This window comes from Maribacter polysiphoniae, from assembly GCF_003148665.1.
GTDB lineage: Bacteria > Bacteroidota > Bacteroidia > Flavobacteriales > Flavobacteriaceae > Maribacter_A > Maribacter_A polysiphoniae.
Map to the genome: position 1 here is coordinate 73,280 of NZ_QGGQ01000007.1, position 16,494 is coordinate 89,773.

Consider the following 16,494-nt stretch of genomic DNA (forward strand, 5'->3'; position numbering starts at 1 on the left):
TCAAGAAATAAATGTAAACCATTTTTGGAAATAGGTTCCTATGGCCGGAACCAATTGTTTTTTGTTGCTTAATGCACCTAAAAAGCCATAAATCCAGAGGATGAAATAGCATAGATAGAGTCCGTAAAGTGCATATTGATTGTACCATACACTGGAAAAAAGGGCAAAACCATGAAACATTAGATGCAATCCGAAGGCTTGTCGCGTATGAAAACGGGCAAACGGATTCTTGGGTTCCATATTCATTGAAATGGCTATGATAGCCCCTATTATGGTAAGGTAAGCGACGATGGCCGTCGTTTTTCCTTTTTGAATGGTTTCTTCTGTTGGTTCTGATGTCATTTTGAAGTGCGACGTTATTATAGGATACTAATTCAGGATCAGTTGATTGTTGTTGAAAATGCCATAGACTTTACCTTTTAAGGATTCCCCTAAGGTCATGCTGTTTTTGGATTGGGACAGTATATGCGATTTTTCAAATGTATAATCCACATCAGGGTTAAAAAGTGTTAAGCAGGCCTTGCGCCCTTCGGCCAAGTCGTTTTCCGCAATGTTATATCGTTCTTTGCCCTGTGTGAGCAGGGTAATGCATGTTTCGGTATCGAAAAGCGTATGTAATAGGCCAAAGGCACTTTCCAAACCTACGGAGCCATAGGTGGCGTTGTCGAATTCCACGGCCTTTAACTCAATATTCAAGGGAATGTGGTCCGCAGTTACAAAATCGATGGTACCATCCTTTACTCCCTTGATCAAGGCCTTGGTATCCTTTTTGGTTCTTAGGGGAGGGTACACCTTATACGCAGTATCGAATTCCTCGAGGACTTCATCGGTGAAATATAAATTATGGATGGCAACGCTACAGGTAACGTTCAAGCCTTTTTTCTTGGCATCAGCGATGAGTTTTACGGCATTTGCCGTGGAGACCGTGGGTATATGTAATTTACCTTCGGTATATTCCAGGATAAAAAGATCGCGGACAATTTGGATTTCCTCGGCTAATGAGGGAATCCCCTTTAGCCCTAATTTGGTCGATGTGATGCCTTCATGCACCAATCCTTTCCCGGCTATTTTAACATCCAAAGGTTGCGAATAAACCAATCCGTCAAAGTTTTGCACATATTGCAAGGCGATTTTCAACAGGTTCGAATTTGATATGGGTGACTTAAAATCGTAAAAGCCCACGGCCCCTGAGTTGTGCATATCGTATAACTCGGCCAGGTCGATGCCTTCCCCACCCATGGTCATCGTGCCTAACGGGTGTAGGTTGGTCGCGGAATCCCGCGCGGCATTGGTCAGGAATACGATATCGGAACTGCTGTCGGCAATAGGATGCGTATTGGGATTCAGTACAATGTCCGTAAATCCACTCAAAGCCGCGGTCCTCAGTCCGTTCGAGATGGTTTCCCGTTCTTCATAACCCGGTTCCCCAAAACATACACTGCTGTCTAACCAACCTAAGGATACGTGCAGGTTTTTTAGGTCAACGACTTGGGTATCCTTGGGGGCTTCTATTTTAGCCGCTATTTTGTCAATAGTGCCATCTTTGATTAAGATATCCCTTTTCTTTAAATGCAGCTCTTTGTTTTGTGCATTAATGATTTTGGCCGATTTTAGGAGTATGTTCATTTCCTCAGGATTTATCTATGGTTTTATAGATCATTTTAAAAATTTGATTACAAGCACTTCGATCAAAAGAAAAAATAGTGCTAAAATAACAAACCATTTCCAAAGCTCAGTTATACGATTGTCGTTTTGTAAAGCTTTGAATAGGGTTGTTATCGAATTTTGTTTACTTGCAATTTGGGCGTTGTCAAGATCCATAAAGACCAGTTCACTTTCTTGTCTTGGATAATTGAAACTGATATGTCTTAAAGCCATCCCGTTTTCAGATATAGTGAAAATACCGTCCTCGGTGGGATTCCCATTAAAATGGAGCGAGACTTTATTGGCATGGTTTTTCTGTTGGGGGATGAATTCCTGTTCCCCTTTGGAGACCTTTAAGATATGGTCCTTGGCCATTTTCCTTGAAATGTCGATGGTTGTTGGGCCTTCTAGCACGTAATAAATATCAGAACGTTTTAGGCTGTTCATCCCCATTTTTAGGAAGGTGGGGACAATCAATGGCGATTGTTGGAAGTTTGAGTTTTCATTGTCCAGGGCAGCAGTGAAAAGATAAATACCATTGTTTCCCACAAGGAAGGCGTCGCCGTTTTGATAGCTTAATACCGAAGAGGCGTTGGATTTCAATCTATAAAACCGATTCACTTTTGGGTATTGGAAATTACTTATACTCTTTTCAAATACCTGATCATAGAGTGGATGTGAGAATGCTATCTTGGTAATGGCGTTTTCGGCGTCCAAACCTTCAAGGAAGGTCCCCAAGGAGGTACTGCCGAGCAATTGGTTGTATGAAACTATATTGGCATTGTTCGAGGGAATGATGACCAAACTACCTCCATTTCCAACAAAGGACGATATGCTGGCGATAAGGGAATTGGGAAAACTGTCCAAGCCATTCAGGACAATCAAATTTTGATTTTGCAGGTCCCTATAATTCAGGTTTTTCAGGGTAAAGGAGGAGAATACAAATTCACCATCGGCATAGATACGCTTTAGGAAATTAGAGGGGGAATCCCCAATGGCCAGTACTTTGGGCTTCTCTTTCTGGTCGATGTTGAAATAAAGATGATTGTCATAGGGCAATCCCTTATCGATAATTTCCAGTTTTCCAAGGATCAGGTCGTTGGCCGTAATCGTAAAGGTCACCTCACTTTTTCCATTTTCAAAAAGCGCAGCGGTTTTGGCGATCAACCTATCCTTATTGTATAGTGACACTGGGGTTCTTTCAATATTGGGAGTAGCGGATAAAACGGTCGTAAGCTCAACATTCTCGATGCCTGGTTTGCTGATGTAGCAACTGTCTATAGCGATATTCTCCAGATCCGAGCCCGATAAGTTTACATAGTGTTTCTGAATGGTACTGTCAACAGCATACGCCTTGGGCGACATCTGGTTTTGAAAATCGGAGATTACGATCAGATTTTTAATGGTGTTTTCATTGCCGCTAAAGAAAGTACGGGCCTTCAATTCGATTTCCTCCAAGTTCAATTGTTTGGCGGTAGGGGCGATGGTCAATAAGGTGTTCCGAATATCGATCAATTCCACATTCTTGTGTTCATCGGTATTGGTGAAGAGACTGAATGTACTGTTCTCGGGGATCGACTTCAACAGTCCCTGAACGGCATTGTTGATCAGGGTTTCATCGACCTGCTTTGCCCACATACTGAACGAATTGTCCAAATAGATCACGGTTTCCTTTGCGGCCAATGCTTTTGTATTCGCTAAAAAAGGTTGGGCAAAAGCCAATATCAGTGCGGAAAACAACAGAAGGCGGGTCATTAAGAGCAACCATTTTTTCAGGGTATTGCTCTTGCGCGATTCCGAAACGACCTTTTGCAATAGTTTTACATTGGTAAAAGGGGTCTTCTTGAATCTTCGTAATCGAAAAAGATGGATGAATATAGGAATCAGTAGTAGAAATAAGGCCCAAAGAAGTTCTGGATATTTAAACTGCATTCCCGATTTTGATTTGGTAAATATAAGAAGTATTCAGAAACTGTCTGTACATAATTTTATATAAATTCAACAAAAGAAAAAATAGTCCATCATAGGTTTTTTGTCCAATCCCATTAGGAATAATTTTATGGTTTCCTGCTCGTTCTCGTTGGCGACGGTAATAATGCCTTGGAAATCATCGATTTGGTTTAGAATATGGAAGTGTTCCATTCTTTTTCCATAGATATCCTTATCGATTTTTTTGGGGTTGTCGCACACCCATCTGAAATCGATTTTCCGTTCCAAGAGGCTTTTGGCAATGGTCTTCCCTTTATTCCCTGCTCCCCAGACCACTAATTGCTTTTGGGGATCGTGCTCCAGTTTTAGAAAGTAATGCAACTTGATATCCAGGAAATAATTGGCGGCATAGTGCTCACTTGTACGGGATGTTCGTGTATCATAATCGCGCCAATGGTGCAGTACCTTATCACAGGGTATACCTTGTAGCCCGTTTTCATAAAAACGAAAGGTAAGATCATAATCCTCGGGATACCGGTCGGGCTCAAAGGCCCCACAACGTTCCAGATCGGTTTTGTACACCATCCAACAAGGCGAGGGGATGGCACATTCTTTATAAAGGCCATTGAAATTGTTACCCTTTTCTGTGAGTTCGTTCAACCATGTTTCATAGCGTTCATAGCCATTACTGATGCCTCGATGGGAAAAGTACTTTACCTGACCGACGGCTAGATGGCCTGGTCCATGTTCAACCAAGAGGTTGGCCATGGTGCCGATTTTATCCGGGGTCATAATGTCATCCGAATCCATTCGTGTGATGAGGTCGCCCTGGCAATGGTTAAATGCGGTCCTTAAGGCGGGAATGATTCCCGAACCTTGGTTTTTGAACAATTTGATCCGCGGATCCTTCAATGCAAAGGCATGTACAATGGGGTAGCTGTCATCTACGGAAGCATCGTCCACAATCAAAAGCTCCCAATTTTGGTAGGCTTGTCGTAGTATCGATTCCATACATTCCGATAGATACGCCTCGGTGTCCTTAAAGGGTATCAAGATGCTTACAAGGGGATTTTGCATGGGCGCAATGTAATGAAATTACCACTTTTGCCCGTGTTCAAAGGATGTAAAAGAATTCAAAAAATAAAGATGATCTGTTTTTAGTCCGTTATACACCGCTACCTTTTAGGGTGTGGGAGTCCATATTCATAAAAGATCCTGGAAGATAGGGGATAGGGTTTATTGGGGTTTCCGAGGTGTTGACTTTCCATCCCATTTTCCATTGCAGGGTATTGTCGCTACATAGGCATTGCATGATATTCGGTTTTATGCATGAAATGGTTGTTGAAGGTGCCGTTCGGGATTGGGGAATAAAGCTGCTAAAAAGTGAAAATTGTATTAAATATTCTCCGAATTTGATTTTTTTTCTGCGAAATATCACAAATTTGGTTTATAAAAAATATATTTGAACTACGATTTTTTTGGGATAATTGAAGCCTATAGGTATATTGGCATATTAAAAGTAAGGAAATGGACATTTTAAAGGAAGCCGCGAATTTTGAGAATGCAAAAATGAGCAATATGTCTACAAGCGATCGTGTCGTTGCTTCACGAGAAGCGAAAAGACTTATTCTGGCGATAAACGAAATATATAAGGAAAACAAAGATCCGGAACTGATGGATCTTATGAAGCGATTGACGGCCAAAAAGAAAAAAATCGATGTACGGCTGAAAGGTAGGCCCAGTGATGGCATCTGATCCCTATTCGGCATGTTGCCTACTTTTTTAAGGGAATGACGTATACACGTCGGGAATCTTCAGGCCACCAGCGACATTCAACACCCATTTTAAGTTTTACCCATTTTAGGTACGGGATTTACGTAGGATTTTGGAAACGGATACAATGTATGCCCTATTTCCAAAAGAACCTTGCGCATCTTGTATTGAGATGATTTTCCACAGCGTAAAGACCAAAAAAACAAGGGTGTCTACGATACTGTGGGTCACCCTTGTTTTGAACAAGCGAAATCTATTTGCTTTGGGCTTTTTGGGGTTTCTTTTTTAGTTTGTTCCACCAGATAAGGGTTCCGGTAATGGGCAGACTTGTCGCGATCAAACAAGCCAAGAAATAGATGATCTTCGAGAATGTCCCATAGATAGTACCTAGGTGCAAAGGTCTGATCAAGGCTGCGATCCGTACGTTCAAGGGCTTTTCACTAAAAAGCTCCTTCTTTAAAACGGTACCGTCCCGATCCAATACCAACTTATCGGTAATCACTGGGGAAAAGCCTGAAGCATCATTTTTTGTCAAGGTATAGACTTCCTTAGGGGTCTTGGGAACGGAAAGCCTGATTTGGCCGTTATAAGGCAGTTCACTGTTGGCGACATCCAATATTTCCGCTATGGACAGCACTTTGGTGTCTGGCGTGAGGGCGGAGTGTACCTTAGGACCACCACCACGGTTCCCGAAGATTTTTGTGCCTAAAACGGCACTACCGGCGTCGCGGTACCATGTAAAGGACCAACAAAGCCCTGTTAAGGTCATGATCACCAAAAAAATACAGGCATAAAAACCCAAGGTGTTGTGTAGGTCATGGTTGATGCGCTTCCAATTCGCAGAAAACTTGATCTTAAAGCCGGGTTTTAGGTTTTTCCATTTTATCCGTTTGGGAAACCATAATATAAGTCCACTGATCGATAGTATTAGGAATATCAAGGTAGCGATGCCGACAATGGGTCTTCCTATTTCAATATCGAGTAACATCCAACGGTGCAATCGGAACATCGTCATAAAGAAACCATCGAGGGATGATTTCATTTCCTTTTGGTAGTTGCCGGTATAGGGGTCCACATAAAAGGTACTGCCCCTACGTTGTTTGGGGTCGGTCTTTATCGAAAATAGATAGGGCTCATCTGCCTTGGCGGGAAGGGTAATGGCATTGATGTCCCCTTCACCTTTCAGTTTTTCGTGAAGCTCGTCCATCGGTATTTTCTCTCCCGCAGTAGTATCAACCTGGAACTCTTCGGTAAATAGGGCCTTGGTTTCCTCCTCAAAAACAAGCAGGGTGCCACTTAAACAAACAAAAAATAAAATGATACCACTGCCAAGCCCTAACCAAAGGTGTATATCATTGATCAATTTTCTAAAGCTGTATTTCTTCATTGTCTTTATATTTTTTTGTTAAACACCCTGCCCAATTTGATATTAGAAGCTGTACATAAGTACACCATAAAAACTTCGGGGATCGGTTTGATTGATATACCTCCCGTCTTCATCGGCCGCAACCCCTTTTTTATGTTTTGGTATGGAGATATGGACATAGGATGCTGGTTCACCATAGGCAGAAGTTACACTTCCTTTTATAACATACTGATGTTCCTGTTGGGCATATCCAAGAAATAGGCCGAGCATGAATAAAAGTAAAGTTGGTTTCATTTATTTTTATTTAGATTGATTATAAATAGATTGTTGGCTGCAAAAATAAACGCTCCTTTCAGTTTTACCAAATAATTTATATTAATTCTAAATAATAATCACTAACGTATTAAAACACAGGGTTTACAAGGTCTTTTTTTTTGAATATGGATGGAATTCCGGTGATGTTTTTACTGGCGATATGTTTTTTTTTCATTTTTATCCACCTGTAAAAATACTAGAGGGAGGGATAAGTACGTGAGTAAGTGCCATGGGTGAAATAGTCCAGCTTAAGGATATGGTGCGAAGTTGCAAACTTCGCACAGTCGAGTATTTTACACTAGGGAGTCAGCTTTGTCCCATTTTTATTTGCGTATAAAAATGAAGGGGAAGAGGATGAAAAGCTTAAAAAGAGGAAGGAATCTTAGGTGGGTTTCCTACCTTTCGGGGAGGTCCGATCGGTCTGTTTCAAGGTGGAAATAACCCAAGGGGTTTTAATAAATCGGCATACCTTCCGTTGTATAGGTGTAGGTAACCCCTCCAAAGGAATAAAACATAATCCCATGCTTCGAAAAATATGGATTTTAATATGCTGTAGTACCCTGATTTGGTCAGGAATACATCCCCATGATTATTTTACATGGTTCTTGGAGGTTCTGCCGGCGTTGATTGGACTCCTGGTCTTATGGAAAACCGAAAAGTCATTTCCGTTGACGCCTTTGGTGTATACCCTGATTTTGATCCATATGATCATCTTAATGATCGGCGGACACTATACGTATGCCGAGGTTCCCTTTTTCAACACCCTAAAGGAGGTGTTCGGGTTTACGAGAAACAACTATGACAAAATCGGGCATTTTGCACAGGGATTCGTTCCTGCGATGATTGCTAGGGAATTATTCATTCGAAAGCGATTGATCAATTCCAAAGCTTGGGAGAATTTTTTGATTGTCACCTTTTGTCTGGGATTTAGTGCGTTCTATGAATTGATTGAATGGGGGGTGGCACTGGCTTCGGGGGAGTCGGCAGAGGCCTTTCTGGGCACACAGGGCTATATTTGGGACACCCAATCGGATATGGCGCTTGCCTTAGTCGGTGCGGTATTGGCGTTACTCACCTTACGTAAGGTGCATGATCGGCAATTGAAGGTTCTTGGATAAAGACCTACGGCGCTGAAGCTACAAACACAAGCTGTAGAAATCCCGAGCAAAGGCTTTAGGAAGTATCAGCATAATTTTTTTTACAATTTTATTCATGTAAGTAACCAGTTACGTAAAAAATTATATATTTGCGTAACTAGTTACGTAATAAAATATGAACGACTTTTTATCGGAAATAGAATATGCAGGATTAATAAGTAGGATAAAGCGATTGAGTGATGAGATTTTGTACAGTACAAGGGATTATTACAAAACCGTCGGACTCGACATAGAACCTAATTGGCATTTGGTATTTTACCTTCTAGAGCGTAATGGATCTATGACCATAACGGATATTAGCCAGGAATTGCGCATGTCGCACCCGGCCTGTGTCAAGATCATCAAAAAGATGAAGAAGAAGGGGTATGTCCTAACGAAGACCGATGACAGCGATTCCCGTAGGCAGTTGTTGCAACTATCGGATAAATCGAAGGCACAGCTGCCCTTTTTCCGAAAACATTGGGATGCCGGTATAAAAACAACGGAGGACTTGATTGCTGATAGTCCACATTTTGTGGAGGAGTTAAAACAATTGGAACTAAAAATAGATCAAAAAAGTTACAAGGATAGGACCTTGGATAACCTAGAATTAGAATGAATGTAGTAGCGGAACTTTTAGGCTATATCGCAATAGCCACAGGCTTTTTTGCGATAACAAAAAAAGAAATGGGTGCATTTCGTCTTTGGCACCTGATATCGAGTTTCTTTTATATTATTTATGGCGTGTTTTTGGAATCGATCCCCTTGATTATCGCAGGGGTGGTTTTTTGTATCATACACGTCTACCATCTCAATAAAATAAAAAAAGAGCGGGTCAATAGCACACAAAAATCGTAATTGGATAGAATTTCCCGATGCGCTGTATCGAGGTTCCCGCAAACGGTATCATTCCCCTTTTACTAGTTTGTACAGCTTTCTGCGCTGTAGGAACAACAGTCCATGATAAGGCAAAGGGACAGGATAATTCCTATGCCATGATGCGGTCGAGGTTTACGTACATCTTATTCAGTTCGCAATGGTAATTCGATAGGCTTGGGCGCGACGCACAGCCTAGTCATCGAAGTTTTTTGTTTTGTAAGACTACTATCCCCGATTCATACTCATAGAGTGTTTTAAGATTGGTTTTTAGAACGGTCAATGCATCTTTTCGGTATGGTCTATCATCCTTTACAAAGAACCAATCCCACAATAAAGCCATTGTTATTATTCCGTATGGTGTTTTAACAGAACAACAAACATTCCTTAACTTTATAGCGCATTTAAAGCAATCAATATCCTATAAACCTTTAGCTTTATTCAATAAAGGGAATATGAACAGTAAAACCGAATTAAAGGCATACCGATTTACATCCTCATCCTATCATATCCTTCCTGGGACGTTGGACTACCATTGTGTGAAACATGATTTGGATTTAAAATACAACCACTTCTTTCATAACGATGTGGGTACCATTAAGGACAATGTTCATATCAAGGATATCAGTGTTGAGGAAAACAGATGTTTCGATTACCATATCGTACAACCGGCAGGAAGTGAAAACACTAAAAAAGTGATTTTTCTATTCCATGGTTTCAATGAGAAGGACTGGTCAAAATATATGCCTTGGGCCAAGGCCATTTGTGAGGGTACGGGCAGCAGTGTTGTCTTATTCCCAATAGCCTTCCATATGCAACGGGCCCCCAAATATTGGAGTAGTAAGAGGGCCATGTTCAAATTGAGTGAGGAAAGGAAAAAAAGATACCCGAACGTAGTGCAATCCACCTTGTCGAACGTTGCCATTAGCATGCGGGTACATGCCATGCCACAGCGATTCATATGGTCCGGATTACAGACGTACTATGATGTGATCCAGTTGATCGAAGAATGTAAAGAAGGACGGCATCCGTATATCCATAAAGATTTTGAGTTTGATATTTTCGCATACTCCATCGGTGGGTTTCTTTCCCAAATTCTCAAATTGACCAACCACAATGGTTATTTCTCTAACACTAAGGTTTGTTTATTCTGTAGTGGTATCACATTTAACCGCCTATCCCCGGTTTCAAAATTCATTCTTGATAGTGAGGCCAATGTCGCTTTGTATTCGTTTTTGGTAGAGCATTTTGATAAATTCCTGCAAAAGGACGATTTACTCCATCATTATATTCGGGAAGACCATATAGAAGGGGAGGTACTGCTTTCCATGCTGAATTATCAAAAGGGTAGGACCTTGAGGGAAGGACTTCTAAAAAAATATGAAAAGGATATATACGCCATAACACTCCAAAAAGATACGGTAATACCATCTTATGAAGTGATCAATACCCTTCAAGGGGCGTATCGTGATATTGCCATAAAAGTTGATGAAATGGATTTTGATAGGGCGTATACCCATGAAAATCCTTTTCCTGCAGATACGAAAAACAACGAACAGATCCAAGCCGACTTTACCGAAGTTTTTACAAAAGTCTGTGCCTTTTATACGAACGGACTGCCCAAAGGGGACACTTAAAGGTAAATAGAATGGGATTGTAATTTTCTGTAAACCAAAACCGGTACGCAGAACACTAACTATAAATCAATGCGAACACTCATAAAAATAATTTACATAGTTGGAATCACGGCAATGTTCGCTTTTTTGATTCTATTAACTGTATTTGCCTGTTATTCTATTTATAAACCTATTGTACTTCTTACTGAAAACAATAAATATCAATGGGAGGAAAGGGAGGCCGAGATCCAAAAGGTTGAACTCGAAAGCTTACCGAACCCCGATATGCCGGAAGAAGCGTCCATGGTGTTTCCCCTTGATGAGTGTAAGATCCAATACACTTACCATTATGGAGGGGAATATTATACCAACACCCTTATCGGACTTAATCAGGAAAAGGAATATAACAGCAATTTCCATAATGAACTCTACAAGAAATTAAAAGACAAGCATAAGGTAATCGTTTATGTCAATCCCAAAAATCCAAGTCAGTCTTCATTGCTTAAATATGATATCGACTTAAAGGATATTGGGGCAGCGATCGCTTTTTTGATTTTCCCTTTGTTGCTCATTCATTGGGGTTATGTAGGTAAAAAACACCCTGCCGAGTATCTGGCGGACCAATTAAATATCATACCATGATCATTACGTTGATTATCGGATTAGTCACTGGTTTATTTGGCATAATTATAAAGGTGCTCGACAATAGTGCCAAAAAATGGAACCGGGCTATCGGTACGATAACACGTTCGGAATTGATAGAGAAAATTTCGGAAGACACTGATGGCCGAAAGTCCATAACCTATAAAGTGGATTTGGAATATAGCTATTCCAAAAATGGTGAGGGAAAAGAAATGGTCGGGAATCAACTTTTTCCCTATGTTGAAGCGTGGAGTCCATTTAAACAGGAGAAAATAAAGATACAGGAAAAGTTACCCCAAGGCACCAAGGTAGAGGTGTTTTATAAACCGGGTAATAGCTCAATGTCTTGCCTGATTGCCGGAGCGAACTATTTTCCTTACTATTTTATTTCAGTAGGGTTGTTCTTCGTTGCGATTGCCGTTGTAATTTGGATTTATGATTTAAGTGATGATCTAACATTGGTTTTAGATCAAATTATTGCCAAATAATCCGGGCCGACAAGTAAAACCGCTCCCCGTTCGCTATCCAAGTGGCCCAGAATGCCCCTCCGCAGGGAACATTCGATATATGGGTTAAGGGGCTAAAACAATCGGGGCATTTGCCCATGATAGGGATAACGCAGGCGTAAAATATTTAAAATAAGTTCAATTCCTTGGTGTAGTCCAATACCTTTGTAATCGAAGAAAGCCGCAATTGGCAATGCATGAAAAATTGAGTTGTATGAAAAAATGGATCCTGATTATTACGATGATTTTCTCCAATCAATTGATCTTATCAAACGATTTGGACAAACTCAAACAAAACGTAAGGGATTTTTATTTGCTTGAAAAGGTAAGCAATGAGGAAGTAGCCCACTTACTAGAGGGAATGAACGGGGATTATTCTTTTAGTGACATTGATTATGATATGCGCCGAAGAAGTAATTGGAAACCCTGGGAGCATCTTAAACGACTTATTAAATTGGCCATTGCCTATGAAGATGTGAACAGCGAATATTACAAGCAAGATCAATTGGCTGAGGTAATCGTCGGCGGTCTGAACTATTGGAGCTATCATGATTTTCATAGCGATAATTGGTGGTTTCAGGAAATAGGCGTTCCCCAAAATATTGGGCCCACCCTGATCCTTTGTGGGAAGATCATACCCGATTCCACGATGGTGAAATCCTTGGAAGTGATGGACAAGTCCAAAATCTATATGACGGGTCAAAATAAGATATGGCTCAGTGGCAATGTTTTTATGCGTGAACTGCTACGTGGAAATAAAGATTTGATGACCGCTGCCGCCGATACGATCAAGTCCGTCGTAATGCCATCAAAACCTTACGAAGAGGGTATTCAACCCGATTATTCTTTTCACCAACACGGTCCACAACCCCAATTAGGGAACTATGGATTGCATTTTGCCGAGGATATCGTTAAGTGGATGTTCATTTACAATAAAACGGATATTGCCTTTTCTTCCGACAAGGTAGACCTCATGCGGAATTTCATGTTCCAGGCGCAGCAAAAAGTCAATTATAAAGGAAAATATGAGCTTTTGGCAACAGGACGGCAACTTTTTCCAGAGAGGGTAAACGGGGAAAAATATCGCGGGCCAATATCAAAGTACGAGCTGTATAAAAACCTAGAGCACATATTCAACGGGTTCGATACCCATGAAAATCCCACCAGTCCCCCCAATGGGTATGTCCATTTTCGAAATTCGGATTATAGCCTGTATCGCACAGATGGGTTTTTCTCGCCCGTACGTATGTCTTCCCAACGTGTAATCGGTGCCGAGGCCGGCAATGGTGAAAACCTAATGGGGTATCATTTGGGCGATGGTACGAACCTGATCTATCGTAGCGGGGACGAATACCATGAGATCTACCCGATATGGAATTGGAGGAAATTACCCGGCACCACCACAGTACAAGATACTGTGCCACTTCCCGTATTGACTTGGTCGGGATATAAAAACGGCTCCCATTTTACGGGAGGTCTACAAAGTGATTGGGGCGGAATCTCCGCTTTTGAATATCGACGGGATAGTCTTAAGGCGAATAAATCCTATTTTTTTATTGACAATAAAGTCTATGCTTTGGGTTCGGCTATAAGCACCGATAGGAATTCTGAGGTGGTAACCACCATCAATCAATGCTATAAAAAAGGTCCGGTAATCGTTAACGAAAAGAAAGGCAAAATCACTTCCGTTTGGCATGATAGTATTGTATACGTGAGTCTGGACAAGCAACTGTTGAAGGTTCGGCAAGGCGAACAGACCGGTAATTGGAAAAGGATATTGACTTGGCAAACCGATAGCCTCATATCAAAAGCGGTTTTTGATCTGGAAGTGGATCATGGCATACATCCGAAGAACGGAAAATATGCCTATGTCAGTATCGTCGGGGTAACGGAAAAGGAAGCGGCAAAAGCGATCAAAAAGGAATTGGGGGAAATACTGACGCATAATGAAGCGGTACATGCCCTAAGTTTCGATCAGGGTAATAAAATCGCCATCAGTGCCTTTGAATCCAATGAAGTCCAGATTGGGCATAAGCAACAATTGAAGATCGAATCCCCCTGTTTATTGAGTCTTCACAAACTTGAAAAAGGATGGAAGATAGAAGCGGTGGACCCGACCCAAAAGCTTCAAAAGCTTTCCTTCGGAATATCGGGAAAATACAAGGTTCAAGGTTCTCAGGTTTCGAAAATTGACGGGAACGTTACTTATTTCGATATAATACTTCCATCGGAGAATGAAAATAAAGGAATGAAGGCCTCCATCATACTAAGGGAGAAATGATGTTTAAAATGAAGCTCCCGGTGCTGTGAATAAGGAATAAATTTATGAATAGCGTATCTTGGAGCATTGGTGATCCAAGTCACTGAACCTAGGATAAAAAATAGTTAAGACGGTATGATGAAATTGATCTTAAAATATAAACTACAGTATCTGCTTGCAGTTCTTATGCTGCTTTCCTGTAAGTCCAACAACAAACAGAATCAAGGTCCCGAAGATCGGCAGCGACCATCGGCTACCCAGATCATTTCGGAGTTCGATACCGATAAGGACGGAAAGCTGTCCGAAACGGAAGTGCATGGACCCCTTGCCGAGGATTTTTTGAATATCGATACGGATAAGGATGGATTCTTGACCGAAAGCGAATTGGAAAACGGGCCCAAACCCCCACCTCCGATGGAGCAACATGAAAACAGTGTAAGTCCAGATGACTTCGATACCACCGTAAAGTCCGTTCCCGTAAATACCGATTTGTTCATCAAAGAGAACATCATCGGGGAGATTGCCCAGGAAACGATATCCTTGTCGGGCGTGGAAACCCTTTGTTATGTGATAAAGACCCATTCACAGGCCACCGAACATCCGATGGGGCCTTGGTGCCCACGACATATCGAAGATGGTATGGAAAAAGCGGGCATTTGGTTTGAAGAAGGGAAAGTCTATGATGTCTCCGGACATTTTATCGCCGATTTGGCGGAGTTCTATAGTGATGATAAATGGCGGATGTATAACGAGGATGGCACCATAAACGTCACCTTGACCAAGGAAGCCTGTTTGGCAGCCGCAAAGCCCGATGTTGATGAAGCGTACAACAACTATTGTGTGGAATGTATGCCCGATTTTTTCAAGGATCAGGTAACCACCTTCGTGATTCCCGTACAACCCCAATACCTGACCACCGCCCAAAGTTTTGGTAGGGGAGGCATAGGAATGGCCTTCAATGGGGTAAATTATGATCCTCCGGCACCTACCCACGCCATCTTGGCCGCACATACCATTGCTCCCTTGGATGATCATGGCGGACATGTAAATCCGCATGGGGGGTATCATTACCACGCCGTTACGGGTTCTACCAAGGAAATTGCACAGGAAGATGCACATGCCCCCATGGTGGGCTATGCCATAGACGGATTCGGAATTTATGCCCTGTTGGATAAAAACGGGGACAAACCCGAGAACTTGGACGAATGTGGTGGTCACTCCGATGAAATTCGAGGCTACCATTACCACGCCGGGGAACCTGGAGGCAACCAGATTATAGGTTGCTTACACGGCTTACCGGGCTATACCGATGTACAGGAATAGGAAGCCGGATTCTTGGTGTTTTTAATATTTTTCGGGTTGGATGGCATACCGCTTCTATTTGGGGGATTGTTGGTACGGTTTTAAGGGGCAGCAACAAATGGGTGTTCAAAAGACTAAAAAAAATCGCGTAACTATAATACAGTATTCAATGAAATTACCTTTTGCATTTTTGATGGTTTGGGCACTTTGTTTTCAATGTACCAAAGTACAAGGGCAACAGCCTTCTTCACCGCTAGCATCCTCCTTTTTGGAGTATCAGGAATTAAAAAAATCGACCCCATACAGGTTCCAATGGGAAAGTTTGGGCCCTGTCCTTAATTCTGCAAGGGTGGAATCCGTACAAATAGATGAATCCAAACCGGGGACCATTTACGCCGCCTTTGGTTCCGGAAATCTTTGGAAGACGGTGGACAATGGATTAAAGTGGAAAGCGATTTTTGAGGACCAGCCCGTCTTGGGTATTGGCGATATTGCCCTTGCTCCGTCCAATTCCAATATCATTTATTTAGGTTCGGGTGAAAGTTTAAGGAAATCCCGGAATTTTACCATGCCCGGTAATGGGATATATCGATCCAATGATGGAGGTGAAACATGGAAACATTGTGGTCTCGATGACTCTTGGCATATAGGGGAGATAGCGGTTCATCCCACCGATCCCAATATCGCCGTGGTAGCCGTAATGGGCCATTTTTGGTCAACAAACGAGAATAGGGGTGTCTATAGAACCCTGGATGGTGGTGAAACCTGGGAGCATGTATTGTATGTCGATAAGAAAACCGGTGCCAATGATGTTGTTATTTCGCATAGTGATCCCAATATCATGTATGCCTCAATGTGGGAGAACAATCCCGGTGTAAGTGGAAGCAACAGTGCTATTTACGTAAGTGCTGATGGCGGTGCCTCATGGAAGAAGTCAGTGAATGGATTTCCCCAAGGTCCTAAGATCGGACGTATCGGTCTTGCGGTATCCTATTCCAATCCTTTAAAGGCATATGCGCTGGTGGATAATAGGGGGGAAGAAGCTTCAGCAGAAGTATACCCGCTCTGCGAAGTCTGTGACTTCGTAGCGTATTAAGTAAGTTTGTGAGTAAGTGACAAGAGTGACAAG

General features: G+C 41.9%; 17 protein-coding genes. 10 read left to right on the forward strand and 7 right to left on the reverse strand.

Annotated features, from left to right (window positions below; translation table 11 throughout):
- The 5 genes from LX92_RS14620 to LX92_RS22645 form a co-directional block, all read right to left on the reverse strand.
- Positions 1-342 carry a hypothetical protein gene (locus LX92_RS14620; protein WP_109652077.1) on the reverse strand — a complete coding sequence of 114 codons (342 nt, stop codon included), beginning with the start codon at positions 340-342 and terminating at the stop codon, positions 1-3.
- A gap of 27 nt (positions 343-369) precedes the next feature.
- Positions 370-1,626, reverse strand: a complete 1,257-nt coding sequence (locus LX92_RS14625; RefSeq protein WP_109652080.1) for a dihydroorotase — start codon at positions 1,624-1,626, stop codon at positions 370-372.
- A gap of 30 nt (positions 1,627-1,656) precedes the next feature.
- Complete coding sequence (locus tag LX92_RS14630; protein ID WP_109652083.1) at positions 1,657-3,576, reverse strand: BatA domain-containing protein; 1,920 nt, start codon at positions 3,574-3,576, stop codon at positions 1,657-1,659.
- Positions 3,577-3,642: 66 nt separating this feature from the next.
- A complete protein-coding gene (locus LX92_RS14635; RefSeq protein WP_109652086.1) occupies positions 3,643-4,650 on the reverse strand; it encodes a glycosyltransferase family 2 protein in 1,008 nt (335 codons plus the stop codon).
- An 88-nt stretch (positions 4,651-4,738) separates the two neighbouring features.
- Complete coding sequence (locus LX92_RS22645) at positions 4,739-4,885, reverse strand: hypothetical protein (RefSeq protein WP_190263549.1); 147 nt, start codon at positions 4,883-4,885, stop codon at positions 4,739-4,741.
- Positions 4,886-5,100: 215 nt separating this feature from the next.
- On the opposite strand from LX92_RS22645, the gene LX92_RS14640 reads away from it, so the two are divergent.
- On the forward strand, positions 5,101-5,328 hold the full coding sequence (locus tag LX92_RS14640) for a hypothetical protein (RefSeq protein WP_109652089.1): 228 nt from the start codon (positions 5,101-5,103) through the stop codon (positions 5,326-5,328).
- Positions 5,329-5,599: 271 nt separating this feature from the next.
- Here the strand turns inward: LX92_RS14640 and LX92_RS14645 are convergent, their stop codons facing one another.
- Both LX92_RS14645 and LX92_RS14650 read right to left on the reverse strand, forming a co-directional pair.
- On the reverse strand, positions 5,600-6,733 hold the full coding sequence (locus tag LX92_RS14645; RefSeq protein WP_190263548.1) for a PepSY-associated TM helix domain-containing protein: 1,134 nt from the start codon (positions 6,731-6,733) through the stop codon (positions 5,600-5,602).
- 42 nt (positions 6,734-6,775) lie between these two features.
- Positions 6,776-7,006 carry a peptidase associated/transthyretin-like domain-containing protein gene (locus tag LX92_RS14650; RefSeq protein WP_109652096.1) on the reverse strand — a complete coding sequence of 77 codons (231 nt, stop codon included), beginning with the start codon at positions 7,004-7,006 and terminating at the stop codon, positions 6,776-6,778.
- 542 nt (positions 7,007-7,548) lie between these two features.
- On the opposite strand from LX92_RS14650, the gene LX92_RS14655 reads away from it, so the two are divergent.
- The 9 genes from LX92_RS14655 to LX92_RS14695 all read left to right on the forward strand — a co-directional run bounded on the left by LX92_RS14655 (position 7,549) and on the right by LX92_RS14695 (position 16,461).
- The gene (locus LX92_RS14655; RefSeq protein ID WP_109652417.1) at positions 7,549-8,145 is read left to right on the forward strand and encodes a DUF2238 domain-containing protein; all 597 of its coding nucleotides are present in this window, start codon (positions 7,549-7,551) and stop codon (positions 8,143-8,145) included.
- Positions 8,146-8,299: 154 nt separating this feature from the next.
- Positions 8,300-8,782 carry a MarR family transcriptional regulator gene (locus LX92_RS14660; protein ID WP_109652099.1) on the forward strand — a complete coding sequence of 161 codons (483 nt, stop codon included), beginning with the start codon at positions 8,300-8,302 and terminating at the stop codon, positions 8,780-8,782.
- Positions 8,779-9,021 carry a YgjV family protein gene (locus tag LX92_RS14665; protein WP_109652102.1) on the forward strand — a complete coding sequence of 81 codons (243 nt, stop codon included), beginning with the start codon at positions 8,779-8,781 and terminating at the stop codon, positions 9,019-9,021. Before LX92_RS14660 ends, LX92_RS14665 begins: the two co-directional genes overlap by 4 nt.
- 473 nt (positions 9,022-9,494) lie before the next feature.
- On the forward strand, positions 9,495-10,676 hold the full coding sequence (locus tag LX92_RS14670) for a DUF6051 family protein (protein WP_146197842.1): 1,182 nt from the start codon (positions 9,495-9,497) through the stop codon (positions 10,674-10,676).
- A gap of 69 nt (positions 10,677-10,745) precedes the next feature.
- Complete coding sequence (locus LX92_RS14675; RefSeq protein WP_109652108.1) at positions 10,746-11,297, forward strand: DUF3592 domain-containing protein; 552 nt, start codon at positions 10,746-10,748, stop codon at positions 11,295-11,297.
- Positions 11,294-11,785 carry a DUF3592 domain-containing protein gene (locus LX92_RS14680; RefSeq protein WP_109652111.1) on the forward strand — a complete coding sequence of 164 codons (492 nt, stop codon included), beginning with the start codon at positions 11,294-11,296 and terminating at the stop codon, positions 11,783-11,785. The genes LX92_RS14675 and LX92_RS14680 overlap by 4 nt, the downstream gene beginning before the upstream one ends.
- Before the next feature lie 232 nt (positions 11,786-12,017).
- Positions 12,018-14,084: a polysaccharide lyase family 8 super-sandwich domain-containing protein gene (locus LX92_RS14685; protein WP_170117855.1), complete on the forward strand. Its 2,067-nt coding sequence runs from the start codon at positions 12,018-12,020 to the stop codon at positions 14,082-14,084.
- 114 nt (positions 14,085-14,198) lie between these two features.
- The gene (locus tag LX92_RS22765; RefSeq protein WP_223308381.1) at positions 14,199-15,386 is read left to right on the forward strand and encodes a YHYH protein; all 1,188 of its coding nucleotides are present in this window, start codon (positions 14,199-14,201) and stop codon (positions 15,384-15,386) included.
- A 148-nt stretch (positions 15,387-15,534) separates the two neighbouring features.
- Positions 15,535-16,461: a WD40/YVTN/BNR-like repeat-containing protein gene (locus tag LX92_RS14695; RefSeq protein ID WP_170117856.1), complete on the forward strand. Its 927-nt coding sequence runs from the start codon at positions 15,535-15,537 to the stop codon at positions 16,459-16,461.
- Positions 16,462-16,494: the final 33 nt, after the last annotated feature.

What these genes read in the sequence shown, in the direction of transcription:
- LX92_RS14620 (WP_109652077.1), bottom strand. Translation starts at nt 342, where the DNA reads ATGACATCAGAACCAACAGAAGAAACCATTCAAAAAGGAAAAACGACG.
- LX92_RS14625 (WP_109652080.1), bottom strand. Translation starts at nt 1,626, where the DNA reads ATGAACATACTCCTAAAATCGGCCAAAATCATTAATGCACAAAACAAA.
- LX92_RS14630 (WP_109652083.1), bottom strand. Translation starts at nt 3,576, where the DNA reads ATGCAGTTTAAATATCCAGAACTTCTTTGGGCCTTATTTCTACTACTG.
- LX92_RS14635 (WP_109652086.1), bottom strand. Translation starts at nt 4,650, where the DNA reads ATGCAAAATCCCCTTGTAAGCATCTTGATACCCTTTAAGGACACCGAG.
- LX92_RS22645 (WP_190263549.1), bottom strand. Translation starts at nt 4,885, where the DNA reads ATGCAATGCCTATGTAGCGACAATACCCTGCAATGGAAAATGGGATGG.
- LX92_RS14640 (WP_109652089.1), top strand. Translation starts at nt 5,101, where the DNA reads ATGGACATTTTAAAGGAAGCCGCGAATTTTGAGAATGCAAAAATGAGC.
- LX92_RS14645 (WP_190263548.1), bottom strand. Translation starts at nt 6,733, where the DNA reads ATGAAGAAATACAGCTTTAGAAAATTGATCAATGATATACACCTTTGG.
- LX92_RS14650 (WP_109652096.1), bottom strand. Translation starts at nt 7,006, where the DNA reads ATGAAACCAACTTTACTTTTATTCATGCTCGGCCTATTTCTTGGATAT.
- LX92_RS14655 (WP_109652417.1), top strand. Translation starts at nt 7,549, where the DNA reads ATGCTTCGAAAAATATGGATTTTAATATGCTGTAGTACCCTGATTTGG.
- LX92_RS14660 (WP_109652099.1), top strand. Translation starts at nt 8,300, where the DNA reads ATGAACGACTTTTTATCGGAAATAGAATATGCAGGATTAATAAGTAGG.
- LX92_RS14665 (WP_109652102.1), top strand. Translation starts at nt 8,779, where the DNA reads ATGAATGTAGTAGCGGAACTTTTAGGCTATATCGCAATAGCCACAGGC.
- LX92_RS14670 (WP_146197842.1), top strand. Translation starts at nt 9,495, where the DNA reads ATGAACAGTAAAACCGAATTAAAGGCATACCGATTTACATCCTCATCC.
- LX92_RS14675 (WP_109652108.1), top strand. Translation starts at nt 10,746, where the DNA reads ATGCGAACACTCATAAAAATAATTTACATAGTTGGAATCACGGCAATG.
- LX92_RS14680 (WP_109652111.1), top strand. Translation starts at nt 11,294, where the DNA reads ATGATCATTACGTTGATTATCGGATTAGTCACTGGTTTATTTGGCATA.
- LX92_RS14685 (WP_170117855.1), top strand. Translation starts at nt 12,018, where the DNA reads ATGAAAAAATGGATCCTGATTATTACGATGATTTTCTCCAATCAATTG.
- LX92_RS22765 (WP_223308381.1), top strand. Translation starts at nt 14,199, where the DNA reads ATGATGAAATTGATCTTAAAATATAAACTACAGTATCTGCTTGCAGTT.
- LX92_RS14695 (WP_170117856.1), top strand. Translation starts at nt 15,535, where the DNA reads ATGAAATTACCTTTTGCATTTTTGATGGTTTGGGCACTTTGTTTTCAA.